The 19,545-nt window shown below is 54.3% G+C and carries 19 protein-coding genes; 10 read left to right on the top strand and 9 right to left on the bottom strand.

Annotated elements, in window-relative coordinates; genetic code table 11:
• Window positions 1–5: 5 nt before the first annotated feature.
• The 4 genes from IM304_RS13155 to IM304_RS13140 form a co-directional block, all read right to left on the bottom strand.
• The gene (locus IM304_RS13155) at window positions 6–683 is read right to left on the bottom strand and encodes a pilus assembly protein (RefSeq protein ID WP_176609095.1); all 678 of its coding nucleotides are present in this window, start codon (window positions 681–683) and stop codon (window positions 6–8) included.
• A 45-nt stretch (window positions 684–728) separates the two neighbouring features.
• Entirely contained in the window at window positions 729–1,352 is a 624-nt protein-coding gene (locus IM304_RS13150; protein ID WP_148420407.1) for a common pilus major fimbrillin subunit EcpA, read from the bottom strand.
• A gap of 227 nt (window positions 1,353–1,579) precedes the next feature.
• Window positions 1,580–2,050 carry a hypothetical protein gene (locus tag IM304_RS13145; RefSeq protein ID WP_148420406.1) on the bottom strand — a complete coding sequence of 157 codons (471 nt, stop codon included), beginning with the start codon at window positions 2,048–2,050 and terminating at the stop codon, window positions 1,580–1,582.
• Between the two features lie 18 nt (window positions 2,051–2,068).
• Entirely contained in the window at window positions 2,069–2,881 is an 813-nt protein-coding gene (locus IM304_RS13140; protein ID WP_193355418.1) for a winged helix-turn-helix domain-containing protein, read from the bottom strand.
• A 374-nt stretch (window positions 2,882–3,255) separates the two neighbouring features.
• On the opposite strand from IM304_RS13140, the gene IM304_RS13135 reads away from it, so the two are divergent.
• Genes IM304_RS13135 through IM304_RS13120 form a run of 4 tightly spaced genes read left to right on the top strand, consistent with a single transcriptional unit; the run spans window position 3,256 to window position 8,173 of the window.
• Window positions 3,256–3,840, top strand: a complete 585-nt coding sequence (locus IM304_RS13135; RefSeq protein ID WP_148420404.1) for a fimbrial protein — start codon at window positions 3,256–3,258, stop codon at window positions 3,838–3,840.
• A 52-nt stretch (window positions 3,841–3,892) separates the two neighbouring features.
• Window positions 3,893–4,585 (top strand): molecular chaperone, encoded by a 693-nt coding sequence (locus tag IM304_RS13130; protein WP_193355419.1) that lies wholly within the window; start codon window positions 3,893–3,895, stop codon window positions 4,583–4,585.
• Window positions 4,586–4,600: 15 nt separating this feature from the next.
• Window positions 4,601–7,093 carry a fimbria/pilus outer membrane usher protein gene (locus IM304_RS13125; protein WP_193355420.1) on the top strand — a complete coding sequence of 831 codons (2,493 nt, stop codon included), beginning with the start codon at window positions 4,601–4,603 and terminating at the stop codon, window positions 7,091–7,093.
• A 15-nt stretch (window positions 7,094–7,108) separates the two neighbouring features.
• A complete protein-coding gene (locus IM304_RS13120) occupies window positions 7,109–8,173 on the top strand; it encodes a fimbrial protein (RefSeq protein ID WP_176609100.1) in 1,065 nt (354 codons plus the stop codon).
• A gap of 19 nt (window positions 8,174–8,192) precedes the next feature.
• Here the strand turns inward: IM304_RS13120 and IM304_RS13115 are convergent, their stop codons facing one another.
• Window positions 8,193–8,828: a LuxR C-terminal-related transcriptional regulator gene (locus IM304_RS13115; protein WP_193355467.1), complete on the bottom strand. Its 636-nt coding sequence runs from the start codon at window positions 8,826–8,828 to the stop codon at window positions 8,193–8,195.
• Window positions 8,829–9,401: 573 nt separating this feature from the next.
• On the opposite strand from IM304_RS13115, the gene IM304_RS13110 reads away from it, so the two are divergent.
• Together IM304_RS13110 and IM304_RS13105 are read left to right on the top strand one after the other, a co-directional pair.
• Window positions 9,402–10,022, top strand: coding sequence for a LuxR C-terminal-related transcriptional regulator (locus IM304_RS13110; RefSeq protein ID WP_148420400.1), 621 nt, complete (start codon window positions 9,402–9,404; stop codon window positions 10,020–10,022).
• 73 nt (window positions 10,023–10,095) lie between these two features.
• On the top strand, window positions 10,096–10,776 hold the full coding sequence (locus tag IM304_RS13105; protein ID WP_193355421.1) for an EAL domain-containing protein: 681 nt from the start codon (window positions 10,096–10,098) through the stop codon (window positions 10,774–10,776).
• Window positions 10,777–10,809: 33 nt separating this feature from the next.
• Here the strand turns inward: IM304_RS13105 and nlpA are convergent, their stop codons facing one another.
• The 4 genes from nlpA to IM304_RS13085 all read right to left on the bottom strand — a co-directional run bounded on the left by nlpA (window position 10,810) and on the right by IM304_RS13085 (window position 13,034).
• Entirely contained in the window at window positions 10,810–11,610 is an 801-nt protein-coding gene (gene nlpA / locus IM304_RS13100; protein WP_193355422.1) for a lipoprotein NlpA, read from the bottom strand.
• Between the two features lie 162 nt (window positions 11,611–11,772).
• Window positions 11,773–12,171, bottom strand: a complete 399-nt coding sequence (locus IM304_RS13095) for a type II toxin-antitoxin system VapC family toxin (protein ID WP_176609103.1) — start codon at window positions 12,169–12,171, stop codon at window positions 11,773–11,775.
• A gap of 3 nt (window positions 12,172–12,174) precedes the next feature.
• The gene (locus IM304_RS13090; RefSeq protein ID WP_148420397.1) at window positions 12,175–12,435 is read right to left on the bottom strand and encodes an antitoxin; all 261 of its coding nucleotides are present in this window, start codon (window positions 12,433–12,435) and stop codon (window positions 12,175–12,177) included.
• Window positions 12,436–12,614: 179 nt separating this feature from the next.
• Window positions 12,615–13,034, bottom strand: coding sequence for a GNAT family N-acetyltransferase (locus IM304_RS13085; protein ID WP_148420396.1), 420 nt, complete (start codon window positions 13,032–13,034; stop codon window positions 12,615–12,617).
• 186 nt (window positions 13,035–13,220) lie between these two features.
• Between IM304_RS13085 and IM304_RS13080 the strand changes: the two genes are divergently transcribed.
• The 4 genes from IM304_RS13080 to IM304_RS13065 all read left to right on the top strand — a co-directional run bounded on the left by IM304_RS13080 (window position 13,221) and on the right by IM304_RS13065 (window position 19,535).
• Entirely contained in the window at window positions 13,221–13,790 is a 570-nt protein-coding gene (locus IM304_RS13080) for a TetR/AcrR family transcriptional regulator (RefSeq protein WP_193355423.1), read from the top strand.
• Between the two features lie 149 nt (window positions 13,791–13,939).
• Window positions 13,940–15,061 carry an efflux RND transporter periplasmic adaptor subunit gene (locus IM304_RS13075; protein WP_193355424.1) on the top strand — a complete coding sequence of 374 codons (1,122 nt, stop codon included), beginning with the start codon at window positions 13,940–13,942 and terminating at the stop codon, window positions 15,059–15,061.
• The gene (locus IM304_RS13070) at window positions 15,061–18,171 is read left to right on the top strand and encodes an efflux RND transporter permease subunit (RefSeq protein ID WP_193355425.1); all 3,111 of its coding nucleotides are present in this window, start codon (window positions 15,061–15,063) and stop codon (window positions 18,169–18,171) included. The genes IM304_RS13075 and IM304_RS13070 overlap by 1 nt, the downstream gene beginning before the upstream one ends.
• Window positions 18,171–19,535, top strand: a complete 1,365-nt coding sequence (locus tag IM304_RS13065; protein WP_193355426.1) for an efflux transporter outer membrane subunit — start codon at window positions 18,171–18,173, stop codon at window positions 19,533–19,535. The genes IM304_RS13070 and IM304_RS13065 overlap by 1 nt, the downstream gene beginning before the upstream one ends.
• Window positions 19,536–19,545: the final 10 nt, after the last annotated feature.

Genomic DNA, 19,545 nt, shown 5'->3' with positions numbered 1-19,545 from the left:
CATCCTTACTTAACAGGAATGAACTGTTTCAGGTCCCATATTCCGAGATGAAAATGGTTATCCGTAATGTTGATATCCTCGATAGCGCGCGAGGTTTCCGGCATCAGGTAGAAGTTTTTGGTACACGGCGTTGTCGGGGATTCCGGGTTCGGCTTCAGGCAGGTCCCGGTCGCGTTGACGCGAAAAGAGGTGTTACCTTTATTGGTTATTTTTCCCGCCACGTAGACGAAATCGATCTTTTTATCCCGGGGCTGTACCACCAGAATGGTGCTCACCACCGCGCGCGTCATGCCCGTGCCGTATTTTGGCGAACCGTTGTCCACCTCTTCGCTCACCCCCTCATCCGTGAAGGTGATACGGTAGTAACGCTCTTTATTGTCGGCATTACCGTGATAGTAAAATTTGACAATATTGCTGGTACCGGCGGGCATCACCATGCGTGTCGGCGTCAGCAACAGCTCGTCCACTTTCTCCGGGTTAATCACAACACCTTCATCCATCGGGCTGCTGATCCGCTGTGCGCGAACAGAAACAATACGCACGCTGTCTGCTTCGTTTTTTATTTCCTTGGCGGTGGAGTCAGCGTTCGCTGGAATAATGGTGGTGACTTTTCCCACATTAATGGCCAGCGCGGAGGAAGAAATAAACAATAAAAATAAGAAGGCGGATTTGAGGTTAAACATGCTATTTCCCTAAACAGGGGCTTGCGCCCCTGGATCGATCAGGCCTTAGCCCCAGGTTGCGCGGAACGCAACAGAAACGGTACCTTCCCACAGGCTGTTGGTCAGGTCTTTGAACTCTTTCGCGGTACCCGCGTTGTCCTGAGCGGAGTCAACGTAGAAGACGAATTTGTCCTGGCCGGTGATTTCGGTATCAGCCACAGCGCCAGCGCTGGTGGTCAGGTTCCACAGGCCAGAAGACACGCCGGTGTTGGAAGAAGAATCAACCAGCGTGGTCCATGAGGTAGATTTTGCGCCCACGGTGCCACCGATAGAGCCCAGGTCGTTACCGCCCCAACGCGCGCCCACTTTCAGCTTGGTCGCTTCACCGCCCACGCTGAACAGGGTGTTGTTTGAATCGTCGAGGATGGCTTCAAGCTTGAAGCTGGTCGCCGTAGAGTGATCGCCACGGATAGCCACGTCAAAAAGACCGGTATCGGTGTTGAAAGATTTGGTATTGGCGCTGTAAACAAAGTTCAAAGCACGCGTTGGCGTAACCACCAGATCGGATTCGCTGTCTTTAGTTGCGGTTGCCTGCCAGGTGGCAGAAGCCGTCGTTTCTGCAGCATTAACTGCACTCAGGGCAGAAACAGACAGCAGGGAGCCCAGAACGATAGCGTTCAGTTTGTTCATTTATTTAGTCCTTCAAAAAAGAATCCACATGTATAAAAAGGGGAGCCCCTTTTTCGAGGCGGAGTATAGACAGCCGCAAAATAACGAGGCAATACAGAAAAATTCACTCGGCGATAAGCAACAATAAAAAGAGAAATAAATTCCCCGTATCTTATTGTTACATATTGAGTAAATTAGTCTTTTTTTTGGCGATAGATAAATATCGATTTTTTCATCGAAGCAAAATATCAGGATGTTGGCACGGCCACGCACATCATTACAGGTAAAACCAGCCCCTTAATTAACCACGCTTGTTTTTTGACGCTGGTAATATAGAAGAAGTTGATATTATCAAGTAACATTTCGTTTACAACACCGTCGGGTGCCATATCGTCTTCAGATTTATTCAGCTTTTTATCCTTGATATAAAAAATATTACTTCCGTCGACCTTTTCCACGCTGAGCGTGTAATTCCTGTCGATCAGATAGCTTTTGCCCTCTTTCTTCAGTACGCCTTTATGGATAACCGTCACCATATCTTTACTGTTAAACAAGAAGAGCGTGGTTAATGACATATCGGTTGAATCACCCGTGGAATAGGTTTTCCAGGAAATCGTATCTGACTGGCAGCCAAATCCTTCGTCCTGGGTTCTCGTTAAATAGACCCATACCAGCGTGATAACAGACAGCAGTAGTACGATACCGAACATTACACTCATTTTAGTCCTTGACATATTTTAACTCCCGGTCAGGCTTCTGTAAGAAATGCAATTCTTATAATCGTCGATACTGTCCTGTTGATAACAGATAGCCAGAAAATAATTTTCCATCTGCGACTTTTTAAACCTGGAATAGTAAGCGTCCGCAACTTGATGCTGGCAGTCGATATGCTGCTTCGCAATGACCTCTTTTACGTGATTAAAGTAGTGCTGTCGCGGCTGGAACATATTCTTATCGATAAGGTATACCGTACACCGGTCCACTTTACCGAGCAGATGCATATCAGAATCATTCATGCTGTCAGCATAGGACACGCGCTGGTGCAGCAGGAATATGACGGCGCCGATAACCAGCACCAGCAACAGCATTCCCAGCGAAATTAAGAGCGCGGGCACCGTTATTATTCGCTTAGGCGGATCCGCATCTTTCTTATGCAGTAAAGCGTCGTTCACTTCAGATGCAGATTGTTCGTTAAGAGCGGGAACAACCGGCGGCCTGACCGTGTGATGCTCAATATGCGCGGCAAGGCTGAAGCCCTTGCCGCGTATGGTTTTTATCAGTAAAGGATCGCACCCTAACGTACGAAAGGCTTTTCTGATTTCACTTATGGCAACATTCAGGCTCACTGAAGAGCCGGAGAAACCGTGATCCTCCCAAACCTTTTTTATCAGGTCGTCTCTGTCGAGCGTTTTACCATTATTGATAATAAGTTCATAAAGCAGACGTCCCGCCTGGTTAGATAACTTAATGGAAGACTCCTCTTCTCCATTAATCATGATCATGCCGGTGTCTACTTCATAAAGCATTGTGAGATCAATGAGATACTTCATATTATTATTACGCCATTGTTAAATTTTTGTGCATTTGCCAGGCAATAATAAGTCTAAAGTTTGTGTGGTCAAGTCGCGTGATATTAATTGAGAGACGAATTCATAAAGCTTCATTAATTAACGATTATTAAATCATTAATAAATTTCTTCCAACATGAACATTTAGGTTAAAACTTTAAGAAAAACGAATCCTCAAGATTATAATCTTAAATATTAGAATATGTTGGAATAATGTTTCGCTATGTACATTTTTAGTGCAACATAATATCGTCAAAGCATCCTCCCGAGTCGCTAAGCGTCTGGCCGGTGTGTCAGGGAGATGTGCAGCCGATGAACATTCTTTTTAAATAAAACAAATCTTTATGGAGTTTATCATGTTCAAATCGATCATGACCGTATCTATGCTGGCCGCAGCAATCGCTTCTACCAGCGCTGTGGCTGCAGACAATTCTGCGGGTGGTGTCATTAACTTTACCGGCGCAATTACCGATACAACCTGTACCATTAACGGCGGAAAAAGCGCGGACTTTACCGTTGCGCTTTCTCCTATTTCGGTAAAAGACGCAGGCACGACGGTTGGCCTGATCACTAAAAATAAAAAATCCATTGCGCTGACGTTCTCAGGTTGTTCACCTGCCGCGGGCACCACCGGCACGCCGCTGAAAGTCTATTTCTCAAGCGCGGATAATATCTCTACCGACGGCAAATACCTGTTGAATAACACGGTTAACGAAAACGATACCAGCGTTGCGCGTAACGTTGGTTTTGCGTTAGTGAAGCCAGGGTCGTCTACGCCTATTGCCCTGAACCAGGCTTACACCACCGATATTATGGGTACGGCGACCGCGCCGGATTCTGAAACCCTGACGCTGGACGTTTATTACTACAAAACCAACGCGGCTGCCGCAACGGTGGGTGAATTAAGCTCCAACGTTACCTATACCATTTCCTACCTGTAATATTAATTATTCAGGCTCTGTTTTCGCAGAGCCTGTATTGAAGGTTGCAATCATGCGTAAGGCAATTTTGCTGGCGGGCCTGCTGCTCAGCACGGGTCACTCATGGGCCAATATTGTCATTAATGGCACCCGTGTCCTTTATCCAGAAAATAATAAAGAGGTAATTGTCCAGTTAATGAATACGGGCGATGCGCCCGCTCTGGTACAGTCCTGGATAGACGATGGCGATATTAATTCAACGCCGGAAACAGCAAACGTGCCGTTTCTGCTTTCGCCACCGGTAATAAAGGTCAGCGAACATAATGGTCAACAGCTTCGCATTATGAAGCTGCCGTCCAGCTTGCCTGCGGATCGCGAATCCGTCTTTTTCCTGAACGTTCTCGACATTCCGCCAAAGCCTGAAAATTTGCAAAATCAGAATACCGTACAGCTGGCCATTAAATCGCGCATCAAGCTGTTTTATCGGCCCTCTGCGCTCAACGGCACGCTGGAAGACGCGGTGGCAAAACTGACGCTCGCCGCCGACGGGGATCGCTTCCGCATTACGAATAACAGTCCGTACCATATTACCGTCGCCAATATTTCACTGGGTAAAACGAAATTACTCCAGGAGTCCCCGATGGTTTCCCCGTTCGGGCAGCTGACGGTTACCGCAAAGCAGACGGTTAAGCGCGGACAGCGCTTCCAGCTGATGTATGTAGACGATCTCGGCGCGTATAAAACCCGGACTATCACCAGTCAGTGATCGGAAAGACTCACCATGAAAATGAAACAAAACAGACTCTGTCTGCTGGCAGTCTGCTCGCTTCTGCTTACGCATAAATCAGGGGCCGTCTCGTTTGATCCCTCCCTGCTTGCTGGCGCATCCGGTGAGTCCGATCTGTCTCGCTTTTCCGAAAACAACGTCATGCCTGCCGGCAATCAGGAGATGGATATCTACGTGAACGGCAGCTGGAAGGGGCGATATACCGTGGTCTACGGCGAGCAGCGTGATGACATCCGCCTCGCCTGGAAAGATGCCCGGACGCTTGGCATCAACACCGCGTCCGTTCCCGCGCCCGCCATTGCGAATGGGCAGGTCCAGCTGCGCGATTTGGTTCAGGGCGGCGACGTGAAAACCGATACCGGCACCCTGAGCCTGGCGCTCACCGTTCCCCAGGCGGCGGTACTACATACTGAAGAAGGGTACATTGCCCCGCAATTCTGGGATGAGGGGATACCGGCGCTGATGCTGTCGTGGAACACGACCTGGTACAACACCCGCGCCAAGGGCGCGGCGAAAGACACAAACGATGATTTTTATGCCGGGCTGGATTCCGGCGCCAACCTGTTCGGCTGGCAGTTTCGCGACAGCAGCACCTGGCGGAAAACGGCCAGCGGAGAGAGCAGCTGGCAGAACAATACCCGCTATCTGCGCCGTCCCCTGGCCTCGCTGAAGTCCAACCTGACGCTGGGTGATTTTTATATTCCAGGCGATCTGTTTGATTCGCTTCGCGTACGCGGCGCGTCGCTGGCATCGGACATGAAGATGCGCCCAAATTCACAGCAGGGATTTTCGCCGGTGGTCCACGGCGTTGCGCGGACTAACGCCCTGGTGAAGGTTATCCAGAACGGCAACGTGATCTATCAGGAAAACGTTCCGCCGGGCCAGTTTACGCTCGACAGCATTCAGCCTACCGGTTCCGCGGGCGATCTGCTGGTCGTGGTACGCGAAGCCGATGGTTCCCGGCAGTCCTTCACGGTGCCGTTTTCCGCCGTGCCCGGCATGCTAAAAGAGGGCGTGAGCCAGTACAGCGTGGTGGCGGGCAAGGTGCATCAAAACACGCTCGACGCCGAACCCGCCTTTCTGCAGGCCACGCTGCGCTACGGGTTTAACAACCTCATCACCGGGTATACCGGGACGATTTTTAGCGATAACTACCAGGCCGGGCTTGTCGGTACCGGGTGGAACCTTCCCTTTGGTGCCGTCTCGTTCGACGTCACCCACGCAAAAACGACCCTACAGGATCGCTCCAGCAGCGGTCAGAGCTATCGCGTGTCGTACAGCAAATTTATCGATACCACCGCCACCAACTTCACGCTGGCGGCCTATCGCTATTCCACTAAAGGCTATTACAGCTTCAGCGACGCGCTCTATTCACGTGAAGGTTATCAGCGCCTGAGAGCGCAGTACGACAATTATGAAGAGCGGTTTGGCGTTGCGCCCGACATGTCGCTGAGCACCTGGGATGCCCTGCGCGCGGCGCAGCCCAAAAACACCTTCACGCTTAACCTTAACCAGCGCCTGCTCGACAACTGGGGCACGGTGTTTATCTCCGGCACGCAGCGCGATTACTGGAATTCGCAGCAAACCTCACGCGAATATCAAATGGGCTATTCCAACGCGATTGGCCGCGCCAGCTACACCGTATCGGCCAGCCGGGTACGTAATAATGATAGCGAACAAGAGACCCGCGTTTACCTCTCCCTCAGCCTGCCGTTCTCGCTGTTTGATAACAATGCGTGGATCACCTCCAGCCTGACGGCCAGCGATTCGCATTACGAGCAGAGCAATATCAGCATGAGCGGAAACGCGATGGCGTCGAACCGCCTGAGCTATACCCTCTCCGGCAGCAACGCGCGCGGTGGAAAAAACGCAGCGAGCGTGAACGCGGCGTATCGTTCTAACTTTGCGACGCTGGGCGGCTCTTACAGCGAATCTTCCGACTATCGCCAGACCGGGCTCAGCGGGCGCGGAAGCCTGGTGGCCTTCCCGTGGCACGTTCTCGCCTCAAACGAAACCGGCACAACCATGACTATTGTCGATGCGCCTAAGGCCGAGGGGCTGATGGTGAACGGCGATGAAAGTATTGTGACCAACCGCGACGGCGTAGCGCTGGTGCCTTACGCCACCCCGTATCGTAAGAACGCCATTACGTTAACTGAAACGGAAAACAGCGCTGGCGCGGAAGTGATCGGCAACATGGCGAACGTGGCTCCCTACGACGGGGCGGTGAGCTATGTCCGCTTCGAAACCGACAAACGCCAGTCGTGGGTGCTTCGCGCAGCGCGTGCCGACGGTAAGCCCCTGCCATTCGGGACCGAAGTCCTGGACGAGCACGGTGGATCCGTCGGGTATGTCGGCCAGGCCAGCGTGCTTTATATCCGCGCTGAACAGCCGCCACGCGCGCTCAACGTGCATCTTCGCGGCGGTAAATGCGAAATTTCCGCGCCGGCATGGGGGCTGGACGGCCCGCCATCGGTCTGCCAATAATTACGGATTATCAATATGATACGTTTATTTGTTTTCCTGCTTCTTTCCAGTATCAGCGGATTGAGCTATGCCACCTGCTCCGGCAGCAGCATCGTCTATGGCACGCCCATTTCGGTCGATTTATCGGATAAGCTGAGCCCCGCCACGCCGACCTGGACCGGAAGCTTTACCACGCAGTACAGCGGCACGTTCAACTGCACGACGGGCAACAGCCAGTTTTCATACACGCCGATCCTGTCGACCGACAGCCAATACGCCACCATACTCGGGTTCAGCAATAACAAGTATATGGTGCGGGCGGAGATCACCAATCCTCCGGCCAATAAAACGCTGGCCGCCAGCGGAAGCCATACGGCGGCTGAGCTGAACACGCCGTTTACGGTTCGCTTCACCCTCGTTAGCCAGAGCGGCACCACGCTTACGGGCGATACGGCGAACATGAGCGACGTTCTGTTCGTCAGCGATATGAGCGGATTGTCGTTTCTGGAAATCGTCCTCTGGCCAATCAATCAGGTCATCAAAATCGCCCAGTGGCTATTCAGCGGGTTCAAGTGGCCTTACGACAATCGCGATATGTTCGGTCAGCCGATGATCATCAAATATGCGCCGAAGCTGACCACCTGTTCGTTTGATAACGCGGGACTGACCGTGGCGCTTCCGACGCTCGGCATTCCCCAGCTCAGCGCATCCTCCCAGCCGGGGCTGACGCCTTTTTCACTCAACATGAGCTGCCAGAACGTGGGGGTTAACGGAAATTCCGACCGGACAATCGAGATGTTCCTCTCCAGCACGCAGCTGCTGTCAACCGACAATTCGGTGCTGATTGACGGCAGCAGCGGCGCGGCGCAGGGCGTTGGGCTACGGCTGATCAAACGTGATGCCCCACAAACGCCGGTCACCTTCTCCACCTCCACCACCAGCCGCGGTAACGCCACGATGCTGTTCAGCGTGGCGGCCGGCGCGGCCCTGAGCGAACATTTCACTATACCTATGGCGGCGTACTATTACGCGTGGGCACCCGCTCAGGCAAGCCAGGGCAAGATCAATACCTCGGCTACGCTGAATATTATCTATCCCTGACGGGACCCGTGCGGGCAGGCTACTCCTCCATTTTTCCAACCGTATGCAGATACTTAATCAGTTCGCTATGGTTGGAAAGATTCAGCTTTTTCATCGCATTGTGCTTCTGCGTGGCAATAGTGCTGACGGAGCGGTTGCGATGACGTGCAATTTCAGTCGTTGAAAAACCCTCCACGATAAGATGAAGTACCTCCCACTCTCTGGCTGAAAGAATGGAACGCGATCGCGAACCTGCCCGCATTGCCTGCCTGAGCCAGGAAGAGATCAGCGGTTTTGGCATTTCCGTCATGAGTAACGCGGGTATCTCCTTCTTCAGTTCTGAAAACTCATCCTGCTGGCTGATGGTCAGCTCAAATTTCATCTGTAGCACTTTTTTTAACAGCCCGTACGGCAGTTCGGGCACCAGAAGCACCCGCCTGACGTTATGCGTTTTGCATAAGGTGGTGAAACGGCTGCTGACTTCAGTGCTCCACTCCTTATGATTCAGCAGATAATTAAATTCGGTTAAAAAAATATCCACACCATTATCAGCAACGGCTGCCAGTGCCTGTTCAGTGGAATCGACCAGATTAATTTTCAACACGTAATCGGGTAAAAGGTCATGCAGCGCCTGGAATATTATCTCTTTAAAGATATTTATTTTGTAAAACACCATTACTCTTACGATACGTTCAGTATTAATCATGTCATTTCTAAATTATCGTGACCGGAGGAAAAGGATAATAGTTTATGTCCTCACCACTCTCAACCTCTACGCGCCAGGATTTTATCCTTCTCATGACTAAAAATCTGAACGAGTACATTAAATTTATAGAAAATATTCTATTTTATTCTGCAAGCTTCTCATGCCTGAATGGCCAGACCTGCAAATAATCCTGCCGGGATCACAGAACCACGTACAAGGATGGTATCAAAACCGTTTAAAAACCGTGGGTTATCCATATTAAAAACCACCCCAATGGTTATTAAGCTCTAATTTTCAGAATAAAAAGCTGCCGTGAATATTATTAGAAGATTAAAAGAATTACATTTATCATTAAAACCGCTTTTCAATTTTATCTTTTGTTAATAACAGGCAGTAGCTTTACTCAACAGTTTGTATTGGCTTACATTGATGCCATCGCACAACACTATTTAAACGGTGTTCACTACTCTTTGTGTAATAAGAAATTGCGCGTCCGCCAGTTTCTCTTATACGGACTGTTTACTCAGCGAAAGGAGAATGCCAATGCAAAATAAAAAAACAATTCATGTTGCTGTTGTCGACAGCTGCGAATTCACGATGATTGGCCTGCAATCGCTTGGAAAGCGTGAGCCTGATGAAAAACACGATGTTATTTTCCATGGATTCACCCATATCGAAGAGCTTGCAAATTGCGAACAGCTTTTTGATATCATCATTTATGATCCATTGAATACGCGTCATTTCAGGGTGACAACCAATGACGACATTCTCTGTATTAAACAACAGCAAAAAACGGCGAAGATCTATATTTATTCGCTGTCTGCGGGCTATTTAAAATTCAAGCACGTTGATGGCGTCATCAGCAAAAGGGTTTCCCTGGGCGATATCAAAGCGCTGTGGCAAATACTGATGAGCCAGACGCCACAGGAATCAGGCCGCTATAACGTCGGCATGACAACCCGTTTACGCACGCCGGCAAGGCTGTCCAGCGAGGAAGCCAGCGTACTGCGCGGCTACTCCTGTAATCTTAAAACCAAGCAAATTGCCCGGCAGCTGGGCTGCAACGTCAGGCTCGTTTATTTCTATAAAAACAATGCCATGAATAAGCTGAAAGCCGTGCGCGGCCCGTCGTTTTATCAAAGCATTCGCTGGATCCTGAATTAAGTGTGTGACCGTGTGTCGTTTGCCTTTTGTTCCCGCGTCCGCGGGAACCTTTTTTGTTTCTGAAGGCTGCTCCATGTATACCGTTCTTCCCTCCCCCGTATTGCAACGTATCTCAGGGCTGCGATTCCAGCCGCTTGTCGATCTCCGGTCGGGACAGGTTGTTGCGCATGAAGTTCTCGTGGAGATCCCGAACGTCAATCTTGAGGTGTTGTTTGCCTCGCTGCCTTCGCGCAGCGCGCTGCAAATCTTCTTCTGGCAGGCCAGCACCCTTTTACAGATACCCGGCCGGGACGCCTACTGGCTTAACCTCCCGGCAGAACATCTTCTCGACGAACGCGCCATCCGGCTATTGCTCGCGTTACGTCATCAGCAGCGGTTAACGATTGAAATTCAGGATCCCCTTGCCCCCACGCGGCTGAGTGAGGCGGAGCAACGTCGCCTCTGCGCCACGCTTGTTCGGCTAAAAGAGGCGGGCTGGAAAATCTGGCTGGACGATCTGACCCGGGACCTGGCAGAGGAGTACCGGCGCCTCGCCCTTCCGCTGGACGGCGTGAAGATCGACCGCTCAGCGCTGAGCGGTGATGCACCGCTTGCCCCGCTGGTGAAGGACATCAGGGCCGGTATCGCTCGGTCTGTACTTATTGAAGGCATTGAGAACTCGCGGGATCTGGCGCGCGCCCGCGCGTCCGGTGCGCAGCTTGGACAGGGTTTCCTGTGGCCCGAAGGCCGAACGGACGCCAGCGTAACGCGATGAAGGCCAGCGGATCGCGGGCCTTCAACTCGCGTATTACCAGCCCGGCACCGCTCCGCCGTTGAAAATCGTCTCTGCCGCTTTTGCCACTTCAGGCGACTGATAGGACTGAATAAACGCCTTCACGTTCCCGGCGTCTTTGTTGTCTTCACGCGTGACGATAATGTTCACGTAAGGCGAGTTTTTATCTTCAATAAAGACGCTGTCATGCACCGGAGAAAGCCCGGTTTGCTGGAGATAGGTGGTGCTGATGATGGCCACATCCACCTTCGGATCGTCCAGCACACGCGGCAGCTGCGCCCCTTCCAGCTCCATAATGTTCAGGCGCTTAGGATTCGCGGTAATATCCAGCGCCGTCGGCAGCAGGCCCACGTCCGGCTTCAGGCTAATCAGCTTCTCTTTTTGCAGCAGCAGCAGCGCGCGGCCAAGGTTTGTCGGATCGTTGGGAATGGCAATGGTGGCGCCGTCCTTCAGTTCAGAAACCGATTTAATCTTGCGGGAATAGCCTGCCATCGGAAAGACAAAGGTGTTCGCCACGGCAACCAGCCTGTAGTTATGCGCCTTATTATCTTGCGCGAGGAACGGGCGATGCTGAAAGACGTTGGCATCCAGTTCCCCCTGACTGGTGGCATCGTTGGGCAGCAGCGAGCCGCTAAAGCCTACCAGCTCCACGTCCAGACCGTATTTCTCTTTCGCCACCTTTTTGGCGACTTCCGCCACGTCCTGCTCGGCGCCGTTAATTACGCCGACCTTAATGTGTCTGGCATCACTGCTGCTTTGATCGCAGCCCGCGAGCAGCAGGCCAGTCAGGAGAAGCGCACCCAGTCGAAGTTTCACGAGACAGTTCCTTTTGATAAACGTTTTAAAGACTATATCGACAACGAGGCGGCAGGCTAAAAAACGAAAAGGAATCAGTAAGAGGGATAAGTTATATGTGTTTTTGCAACGTATTAGGAAGGATGCAGGCCCGGTAAGCGTAGCGCCTCCGGGCGATGACGCTTACGAAGCTACCGTCCAGTCTTCTACGGTAAGGTTTTGCACCATCCCGAACGCGCGGTCGTTCGTAACAATCGTTGTGCCACGGCTGATGGCATGTGCCGCAATAAGCTGATCCAAATCGCCCATTACTTTCCCTTTTTTTTCCATTGCTGCACGAAGTTCACCGTAGGTGGCCGCGGCTGCGCTATCCCAGTCGCAGATAGTGATGGTTTTAAGAAATTCCATTATGGTTTCGTGCAGCTTGTTGTTTTGCTTTTTGGCTACGCCATAAAGCAATTCAGCCTCCGTTACGCTTGAAATACACATCTTTTCTGGCGTGATGTGCGAATATCGGTTTACAACCTCAGGATGCTGCCTCACCAGATGGCTTACGATGTTAGTGTCCAGCATATGCAGCATCTTCTACAGCCCTTCGAGAGGATCTCTTGTCGTATAGCTTTGATTGCGCTCCTCTTTACTTAGAAAAGAATCAGGCACATGCGTTTGTTTGAGCATACGTAAAAAGTTATCCCTGTGCCGTTCTTTCTCAGACCTCGCCGTCAAAACCACATTCCCCTCTGCATCCCGTTTGATGTAGACACTCTCCGTTTCAAACGCAAATTCCGTCGGCAAGACCACGACCTGGTTTCGCCCTTTTTTAACGAGTTTCGCTGTGCGCTCCATGGCAACCTCTGTAGGTTTCTTGACCAGCCCACAGCATGCGCTAACGTCCCGGGAGGCGACAAGGGAGACATCTCAAATTCAGAAAGCGACTCGCAATAATTAGCGGTATCGCTAACGTTACTGGTGGTGCTTTCGCAGCGGCGCCTCGCGCTGGCCGTGATGGACAACGGGATCGGCGGCTAAAGGTTTTTCGTCAGATAGTGTCTTTGCATCCCCTCATAAGGGTAGTCCTGCAAAGACATTTGTAGACGGTAGCCCTGTTTCTCATAGAACGGACGCGCCTGGAAGCTGACCGTATCCACCAGCGCATGCCTGCATCCTTTGCGGCGGGCGTCGTCTTCGGCCGCCTTGATAAGCTGGCTGCCAACGCCGGAACCGCGCACGCTCTCGCTGACCCACAGATAATCGATATTCAGCCAGTCGCCTTTACGCACGCCGATCAGCCCACCCAGCATAACGCCGTTATCGTCTCGTACATAAACGCCTGTATCGCCGCTGAAGTTCGAGAGATCTAAAAACTGCGCGTTATAGGCGCGCAGCCCCGTTAATAATTCTTCTTTTTCTTCAGAAGTAACGTTATCTGTAATACTCAGGTGCATAATACTCTCCTTATTTTCAGCGCAATCTGAATATCTCACAGTTTAAAGTTCATAAAAACTCCTTATTTTCTCCATTGTTTATACCAGGAAATATTTATTCAATATGTAAATAAAAAAAGCCTTTCCAATAGACTCCTGAAACGTATAATGAGAACGATCATTCTCACTTTTACACGGTAGCACACGATGAGCAAAACGCTGGAAGAACGACAAAAACTGCGCCAGGACGAGATCATCACCGCCGCGCGCCGCTGCTTTCGCGCCAGCGGGTTTCACGCGGCCAGCATGTCGCAGATCGCCAGCGAGGCGAAGCTCAGCGTCGGGCAGATTTACCGCTATTTCAGTAACAAAGACGCGATTATTGAAGAGATGATCCGCCGTATCATCGACTCGCGCATCCAGGAGATGCAGGGTAAAACGCTGGTAGAGGGGATGCCGCAGGCACTTGCCTGGCGACAGACGCTCAACGAAGACGACGATGCGCTAATGCTTGAAATGTCCGCCGAGGCCACGCGAAACCCTCATGTTGCCGCCATGCTGACAGAAGCCGAATCACGTATGTTCGCCAACGCCTGTGCGCACCTGAAAAAGCAGTTTCCCCACCTGAGCGATGAACATATTCGCTGCTGCGTGGAGATTACCGCCGTGATGATCGAAGGCACCATTTATCGTCGGCTCACGCCGTTAAAAGTACCGTCAGAACAATTAGAGCCGATTTATCAGAACATTTTAAATATGCTTTTCTCTGCGAAGTAATCGTATGTGAATAATTAAACGAGATAAGTAATTTCTCGTTTTTAACATTTCTGGCTTAGCCAGAGATGCGGTATCGCTGTGCCTTTAAATAGCCCTCCTCCCTGTTAAGCATTTAACAGGGCAGGCTTCGTTCACCCTGGAAAAAGATTATGAAAACCATAACAACCTCCATCGCAGCATTACTCCTCCTGACCGGGTGCGATAATGCACAAACGTCTGCTCCCCAGCATCCTCTACCGGAAGTGGGGATTGTCACGCTCATGAGCCAGCCCGTGTCCGTCGTCAGCGAGCTGACCGGCCGCACTACCGCCGCGATGAGCGCCGAAGTGCGCCCGCAGGTGGGCGGCATTATCCAGAAGCGGCTTTTTACCGAAGGCGATACCGTTAAAGCCGGGCAGGCGCTGTATCAAATCGATCCTGCCAGCTACCGCGCCGCTTACGATGAAGCCGCCGCCGCGCTGAAGCAGGCGCAGGCACTGGTCCAGGCCGACTGCCAGAAAGCCCAGCGCTATGCGCAGCTGGTGAAAGACGACGGCGTATCGCGTCAGGATGCGGAAGACGCTAAATCCACCTGCGCGCAGGACAAGGCCAGCGTCGCGTCAAAGAAGGCCGCGCAGGAGAGCGCGCGCATTAACCTCAGCTGGACCACCATCACCGCGCCGATTGCCGGACGCATCGGGATCTCGTCCGTTACCCCCGGCGCGCTGGTAACGGCCCAGCAGGATACCGCGCTGGCGACCATTCGCGGGCTGGACAGCATGTACGTTGATTTAACCCGCTCCAGCGCCGACCTGCTGCAATTACGCAAGCAAACCCTCGCCAGCAACAGCGATACGCTGAACGTGTCCTTAATTCTCGAAGACGGCAGCACCTACAGCGAAAAGGGCCGCCTGGCGCTGACCGAAGTGGCAGTGGATGAGTCTACCGGCTCGGTTACCCTGCGCGCCGTCTTCCCGAACCCGCAGCACCAGCTTCTGCCGGGCATGTTCGTCCGCGCCAGAGTGGATGAAGGCATCATGAATGACGCAATCCTCGCGCCACAGCAGGGCATCACCCGCGACGCCAAAGGCACCGCCACCGCGCTGGTAGTGAACGCCAGCAACAAGGTAGAGCAGCGCCAGCTCGAAACGGGCGAGACCTACGGCGACAAATGGCTGGTGCTGAGCGGCCTGAAGGCCGGTGACAGGCTGATAGTGGAAGGCACAGACAAAGTCACCGCCGGGCAGGAAGTGAAGGCCGAAGAGATGAAAAACGCCGGAGGGAACGCCTGATGTTTTCCCGTTTCTTCGTGCGTCGCCCGGTTTTTGCCTGGGTGATCGCCATTCTCATCATGCTCGCCGGTGTACTGGCGATCCGCACGCTGCCGGTGGCGCAGTACCCGGACGTTGCCCCGCCGTCGATTAAAATCTCGGCCACCTACACCGGCGCCTCCGCGCAGACGCTGGAAAATAGCGTAACGCAGGTGATCGAGCAGCAGCTCACCGGGCTGGATAACCTGCTCTACTTCACCTCTACCAGCAGTTCGGACGGGTCGGTGAGCATCTCCGTCACCTTCGAGCAGGGAACCGACCCGGACACCGCGCAGGTGCAGGTACAGAACAAAGTCCAGCAGGCGGAATCGCGCCTGCCGACCGAGGTGCAGCAGTCCGGGATCACCGTTGAAAAGTCCCAGAGCAACTTTCTGCTGATCATGGGCGTGTATGACAAAACCGACACCGCCAGCAGCTCGGACATCGCCGACTGGCTGGTGAGCAATATGCAGGATCCGCTGGCGCGCGTGGATGGCGTCGGGAGTTTGCAGGTGTTTGGCGCGGAATACGCGATGCGTATCTGGCTCGATCCGGCAAAACTGGCCTCTTACTCGCTGATGCCTTCAGACGTGCAGAGCGCAATTGAAGCGCAAAACGTGCAGGTCTCCGCCGGTAAGATCGGCGCGCTGCCCTCGTCGAACGCCCAGCAGCTGACCGCCACCGTGCGCGCCCAGTCGCGCCTGCAGACGGTCGATCAGTTTAAAAACATCATCGTGAAGAGCCAGTCCAGCGGTGCGGTGGTGCGCATCAGCGACGTCGCCCGCGTGGAGATGGGCAGCGAGGATTACACCTCCACCGCGAAGCTGAACGGCCACCCGGCGGCGGGTATGGCGGTGATGCTTTCACCTGGCGCGAACGCGCTCAACACCGCGACGGCGGTGAAGGATAAAATCGCCGAGTTCAAAAAGTCGATGCCGGAAGGCTACGACGTGGCCTACCCGAAGGACAGCACCGAGTTCATTAAGATTTCCGTTGAAGACGTGATTCAGACCCTGTTCGAAGCCATTATCCTCGTGGTCGTAGTGATGTACCTGTTCCTGCAAAACATCCGCGCCACGCTGATCCCGGCGCTGGCCGTTCCGGTGGTTCTGCTGGGCACCTTCGGCGTGCTGGCGCTGTTCGGCTACTCCATTAACACCCTGACGCTGTTTGCAATGGTGCTGGCCATCGGCCTGCTGGTGGATGACGCCATCGTGGTGGTGGAAAACGTCGAGCGTATTATGCGCGACGAAGGGCTGCCCGCCCGGGAGGCCACCGAAAAATCGATGGGCGAAATCTCCGGCGCGCTGATCGCCATTGCGCTGGTGCTCTCTGCGGTATTCCTGCCGATGGCCTTTTTCGGCGGCTCGACCGGGGTAATTTACCGTCAGTTCTCGGTTACCATTATTTCGGCGATGTTCCTTTCCGTGGTCGTGGCGTTGACCCTGACGCCCGCGCTGTGCGGCTCAATTCTGAGACACACGCCCCCGCACAAGAAAGGTTTCTTCGGCGCGTTTAACCGCTTCTACAGCAGAACCGAGCATGGCTATCAGAACAAGGTGCTGCGCGCCCTGCGACGCTCCGGCGGCATGCTGGTCATCTACGCTCTGCTCTGCGGCGCGATGGGCTTCGCCATGCTGAAGCTGCCGGGCAGCTTCCTGCCGACGGAAGACCAGGGCGAAATCATGGTGCAGTACACTCTCCCAGCCGGCGCAACGGCGGTACGTACTGCCGAAGTTAGCCGTCAGGTGCGAGAGTGGTTCCTCACCAAAGAGAAAGATAACACCAACGTTATCTTCACCATTGAGGGCTTCAGCTTCAGCGGCAGCGGCCAGAACGCCGGGATGGCGTTTGTCTCCCTGAAAAACTGGTCCGAACGTAAGGGTGATGAAAACACCGCCCAGGCCATTGCCCTGCGCGCCACGCAGGAGCTGAGCGCCATCCGCGATGCCACTATATTTGCGATGACGCCGCCAGCGGTAGACGGCCTTGGCCAGAGTAACGGCTTTACCTTTGAGCTCATGGCTAGCGGCGGCACCGACCGTGACACGCTGCTGAAAATGCGTAATCAGCTGATTGCCAGGGCTAATCAGGATAGCTCGCTGCACGCGGTGCGCGCCAACGATCTGCCGCAGATGCCGCAGCTTCAGGTCGATATTGATAACAACAAAGCGGTGTCGCTGGGGCTGTCCCTGAGCGACGTCACCGATACCCTCTCCAGCGCCTGGGGCGGTACCTACGTGAACGACTTTATCGATCGCGGCCGCGTGAAGAAGGTCTACATCCAGGGCGACAGCGACTATCGCGCCGTCCCGTCGGATCTTAACAAATGGTACGTGCGCGGCAGCGACAGCACCATGACCCCATTCTCCGCCTTCGCTACCACGCGCTGGGAGTACGGTCCGGAAAGCCTGGTGCGCTACAACGGATCGGCGGCATATGAGATTCAGGGCGAAAACGCCAGCGGGGCCAGCTCCGGCACGGCAATGAGCAAAATGGAGCAGCTGGCAAACAGTCTGCCGTCCGGCAGCACCTGGGCCTGGAGCGGTTTGTCCTTACAGGAGAAACTGGCGAGCGGCCAGGCGATGAGCCTCTACGCCCTTTCCATCCTCGTGGTGTTCCTGTGTCTGGCGGCGCTGTATGAGAGCTGGTCAGTACCGATTTCGGTCATCCTGGTGATCCCGCTTGGCGTGCTGGGCGCGGCCGTGGCCGCCTCCCTGCGCGGCCTGAACAACGACGTCTACTTCCAGGTGGCGCTGCTGACCACCATCGGCCTGTCGTCGAAGAACGCCATCCTGATTGTTGAATTTGCCGAAGCCAAAGTCGCCGAAGGTTACTCCCTGACGCGCGCCGCCCTGCGTGCCGCCCAGACGCGTCTGCGTCCCATCATCATGACCTCGCTGGCGTTTATTGCAGGCGTAACGCCGCTGGCGATTGCCACCGGCGCGGGGGCCAACAGCCGCGTGGCGATCGGTACCGGCATTATCGGCGGAACGCTGGCCGCGACGCTGCTGGCGATCTTCTTCGTTCCCTTATTCTTCGTACTGGTGAAACGTCTGTTCTCCGGTAAGCACGCAAACCGGAGGTCATAATGTTTCGTGTAACCGTATTAACGTTAGCGCTGCTGAGCGCAGGCTGCGTGTCTTTAGATCCAACGTATCAGCGCCCGGACGCTCCCGTTCCGGCAACCTTGCCCGGCGCGCACGGCGAAGCCACCACCGTAGTAAGCCAGTGGCAGGAGGTGATGAACGATGCGCGGCTGAAAAGCGTGGTAACGATGGCGCTGAACAGCAACCGCGACGTGCAAAAAGCGATTGCCGATATCGACGCCGCCCGCGCCCAGTATGGCGAAACGCGCTCGTCACTCTTCCCGACGGTGGACGCAGGCCTGAGCCACACCCGCAGCCGCACGCTGGCAAGCGGCGTCGCCACAAGCGACGAGGCCAACGGCGCGGTCTCCAGCTTCGAGCTGGATCTGTTTGGCCGTAACCAGAGCCTCTCGCGCGCCGCGCGTGAAACCTGGCTTGCCAGCGAGTTCACCGCCCAGAACACGCGCCTGACGATGGTCAGCGAGCTGACCACGGCTTGGGTGACGCTGGCGGCGGATAACAGCAACCTGGCGCTGGCGAAATCCACCATGGAGAGCGCGGCGAACTCGCTCAGGATTGTGAAGCGCCAGCAGGAGGTGGGCGTGGCGGCCGCCACGGACGTCAGCGAGGCGATGGCGGTTTACCAGCAGGCGCGCGCCAGCGTGGCGAGCTACCAGACGCTGGTAATGCAGGATAAAAACGCCCTCAACCTGCTGGCGGGCGACACGGTGCCGGACAACCTGCTGCCAGGCACGCTGGAAAGCCTGGGCGACAACGCCATCACGCCGATCCCGGCGGGGGTCAGCTCCAGCGCGCTGCTGCGTCGTCCGGATATTCAGGAGGCGGAACATAACCTGCTGAGCGCCAACGCCAGTATCGGCGCGGCGCGAGCCAACTTCTTCCCGTCGATTTCGCTCACCGCCAGCGCGGGCGTCGGCAGCGATTCGCTGTCATCCCTGTTCAGCCACGGCATGAAGGTCTGGTCGTTCGCGCCGTCCATCACCCTGCCGCTGTTTAGCGGTGGCAACAATATGGCACAGCTGCGCTACGCGGAAGCGGAGAAGAAGGGGCTGATCGCCACCTATGAGAAGACCATCCAGAGCGCGTTTAAGGACGTGGCGGACGCGCTGGCGCGCCGTGAAACCCTGAGCGAGCAGCTGGATGCCCAGCGTGAATACGTGGCGGCGGAGCAAAAAACGCTGGACGTGGCGACCCGCAGCTATAAGGCGGGCGCCGGGGATTATCTGACGGTGCTCACCGCGCAGCGGTCGCTGTGGTCGGCGCAGGAATCACTGATTGCCTTACGGCAAACCGACCTGGAAAACCGCATCACGCTGTGGCAGTCGCTGGGCGGCGGGATTGAATAAACCGGATACG

Origin of the sequence: Enterobacter cloacae complex sp. P40C2 (genome assembly GCF_014930695.1) — a bacterium.
In the GTDB taxonomy this organism is placed as follows: Bacteria; Pseudomonadota; Gammaproteobacteria; order Enterobacterales; family Enterobacteriaceae; genus Enterobacter; species Enterobacter pasteurii.
This window is presented reverse-complemented; position numbering and strand designations above follow the sequence as displayed.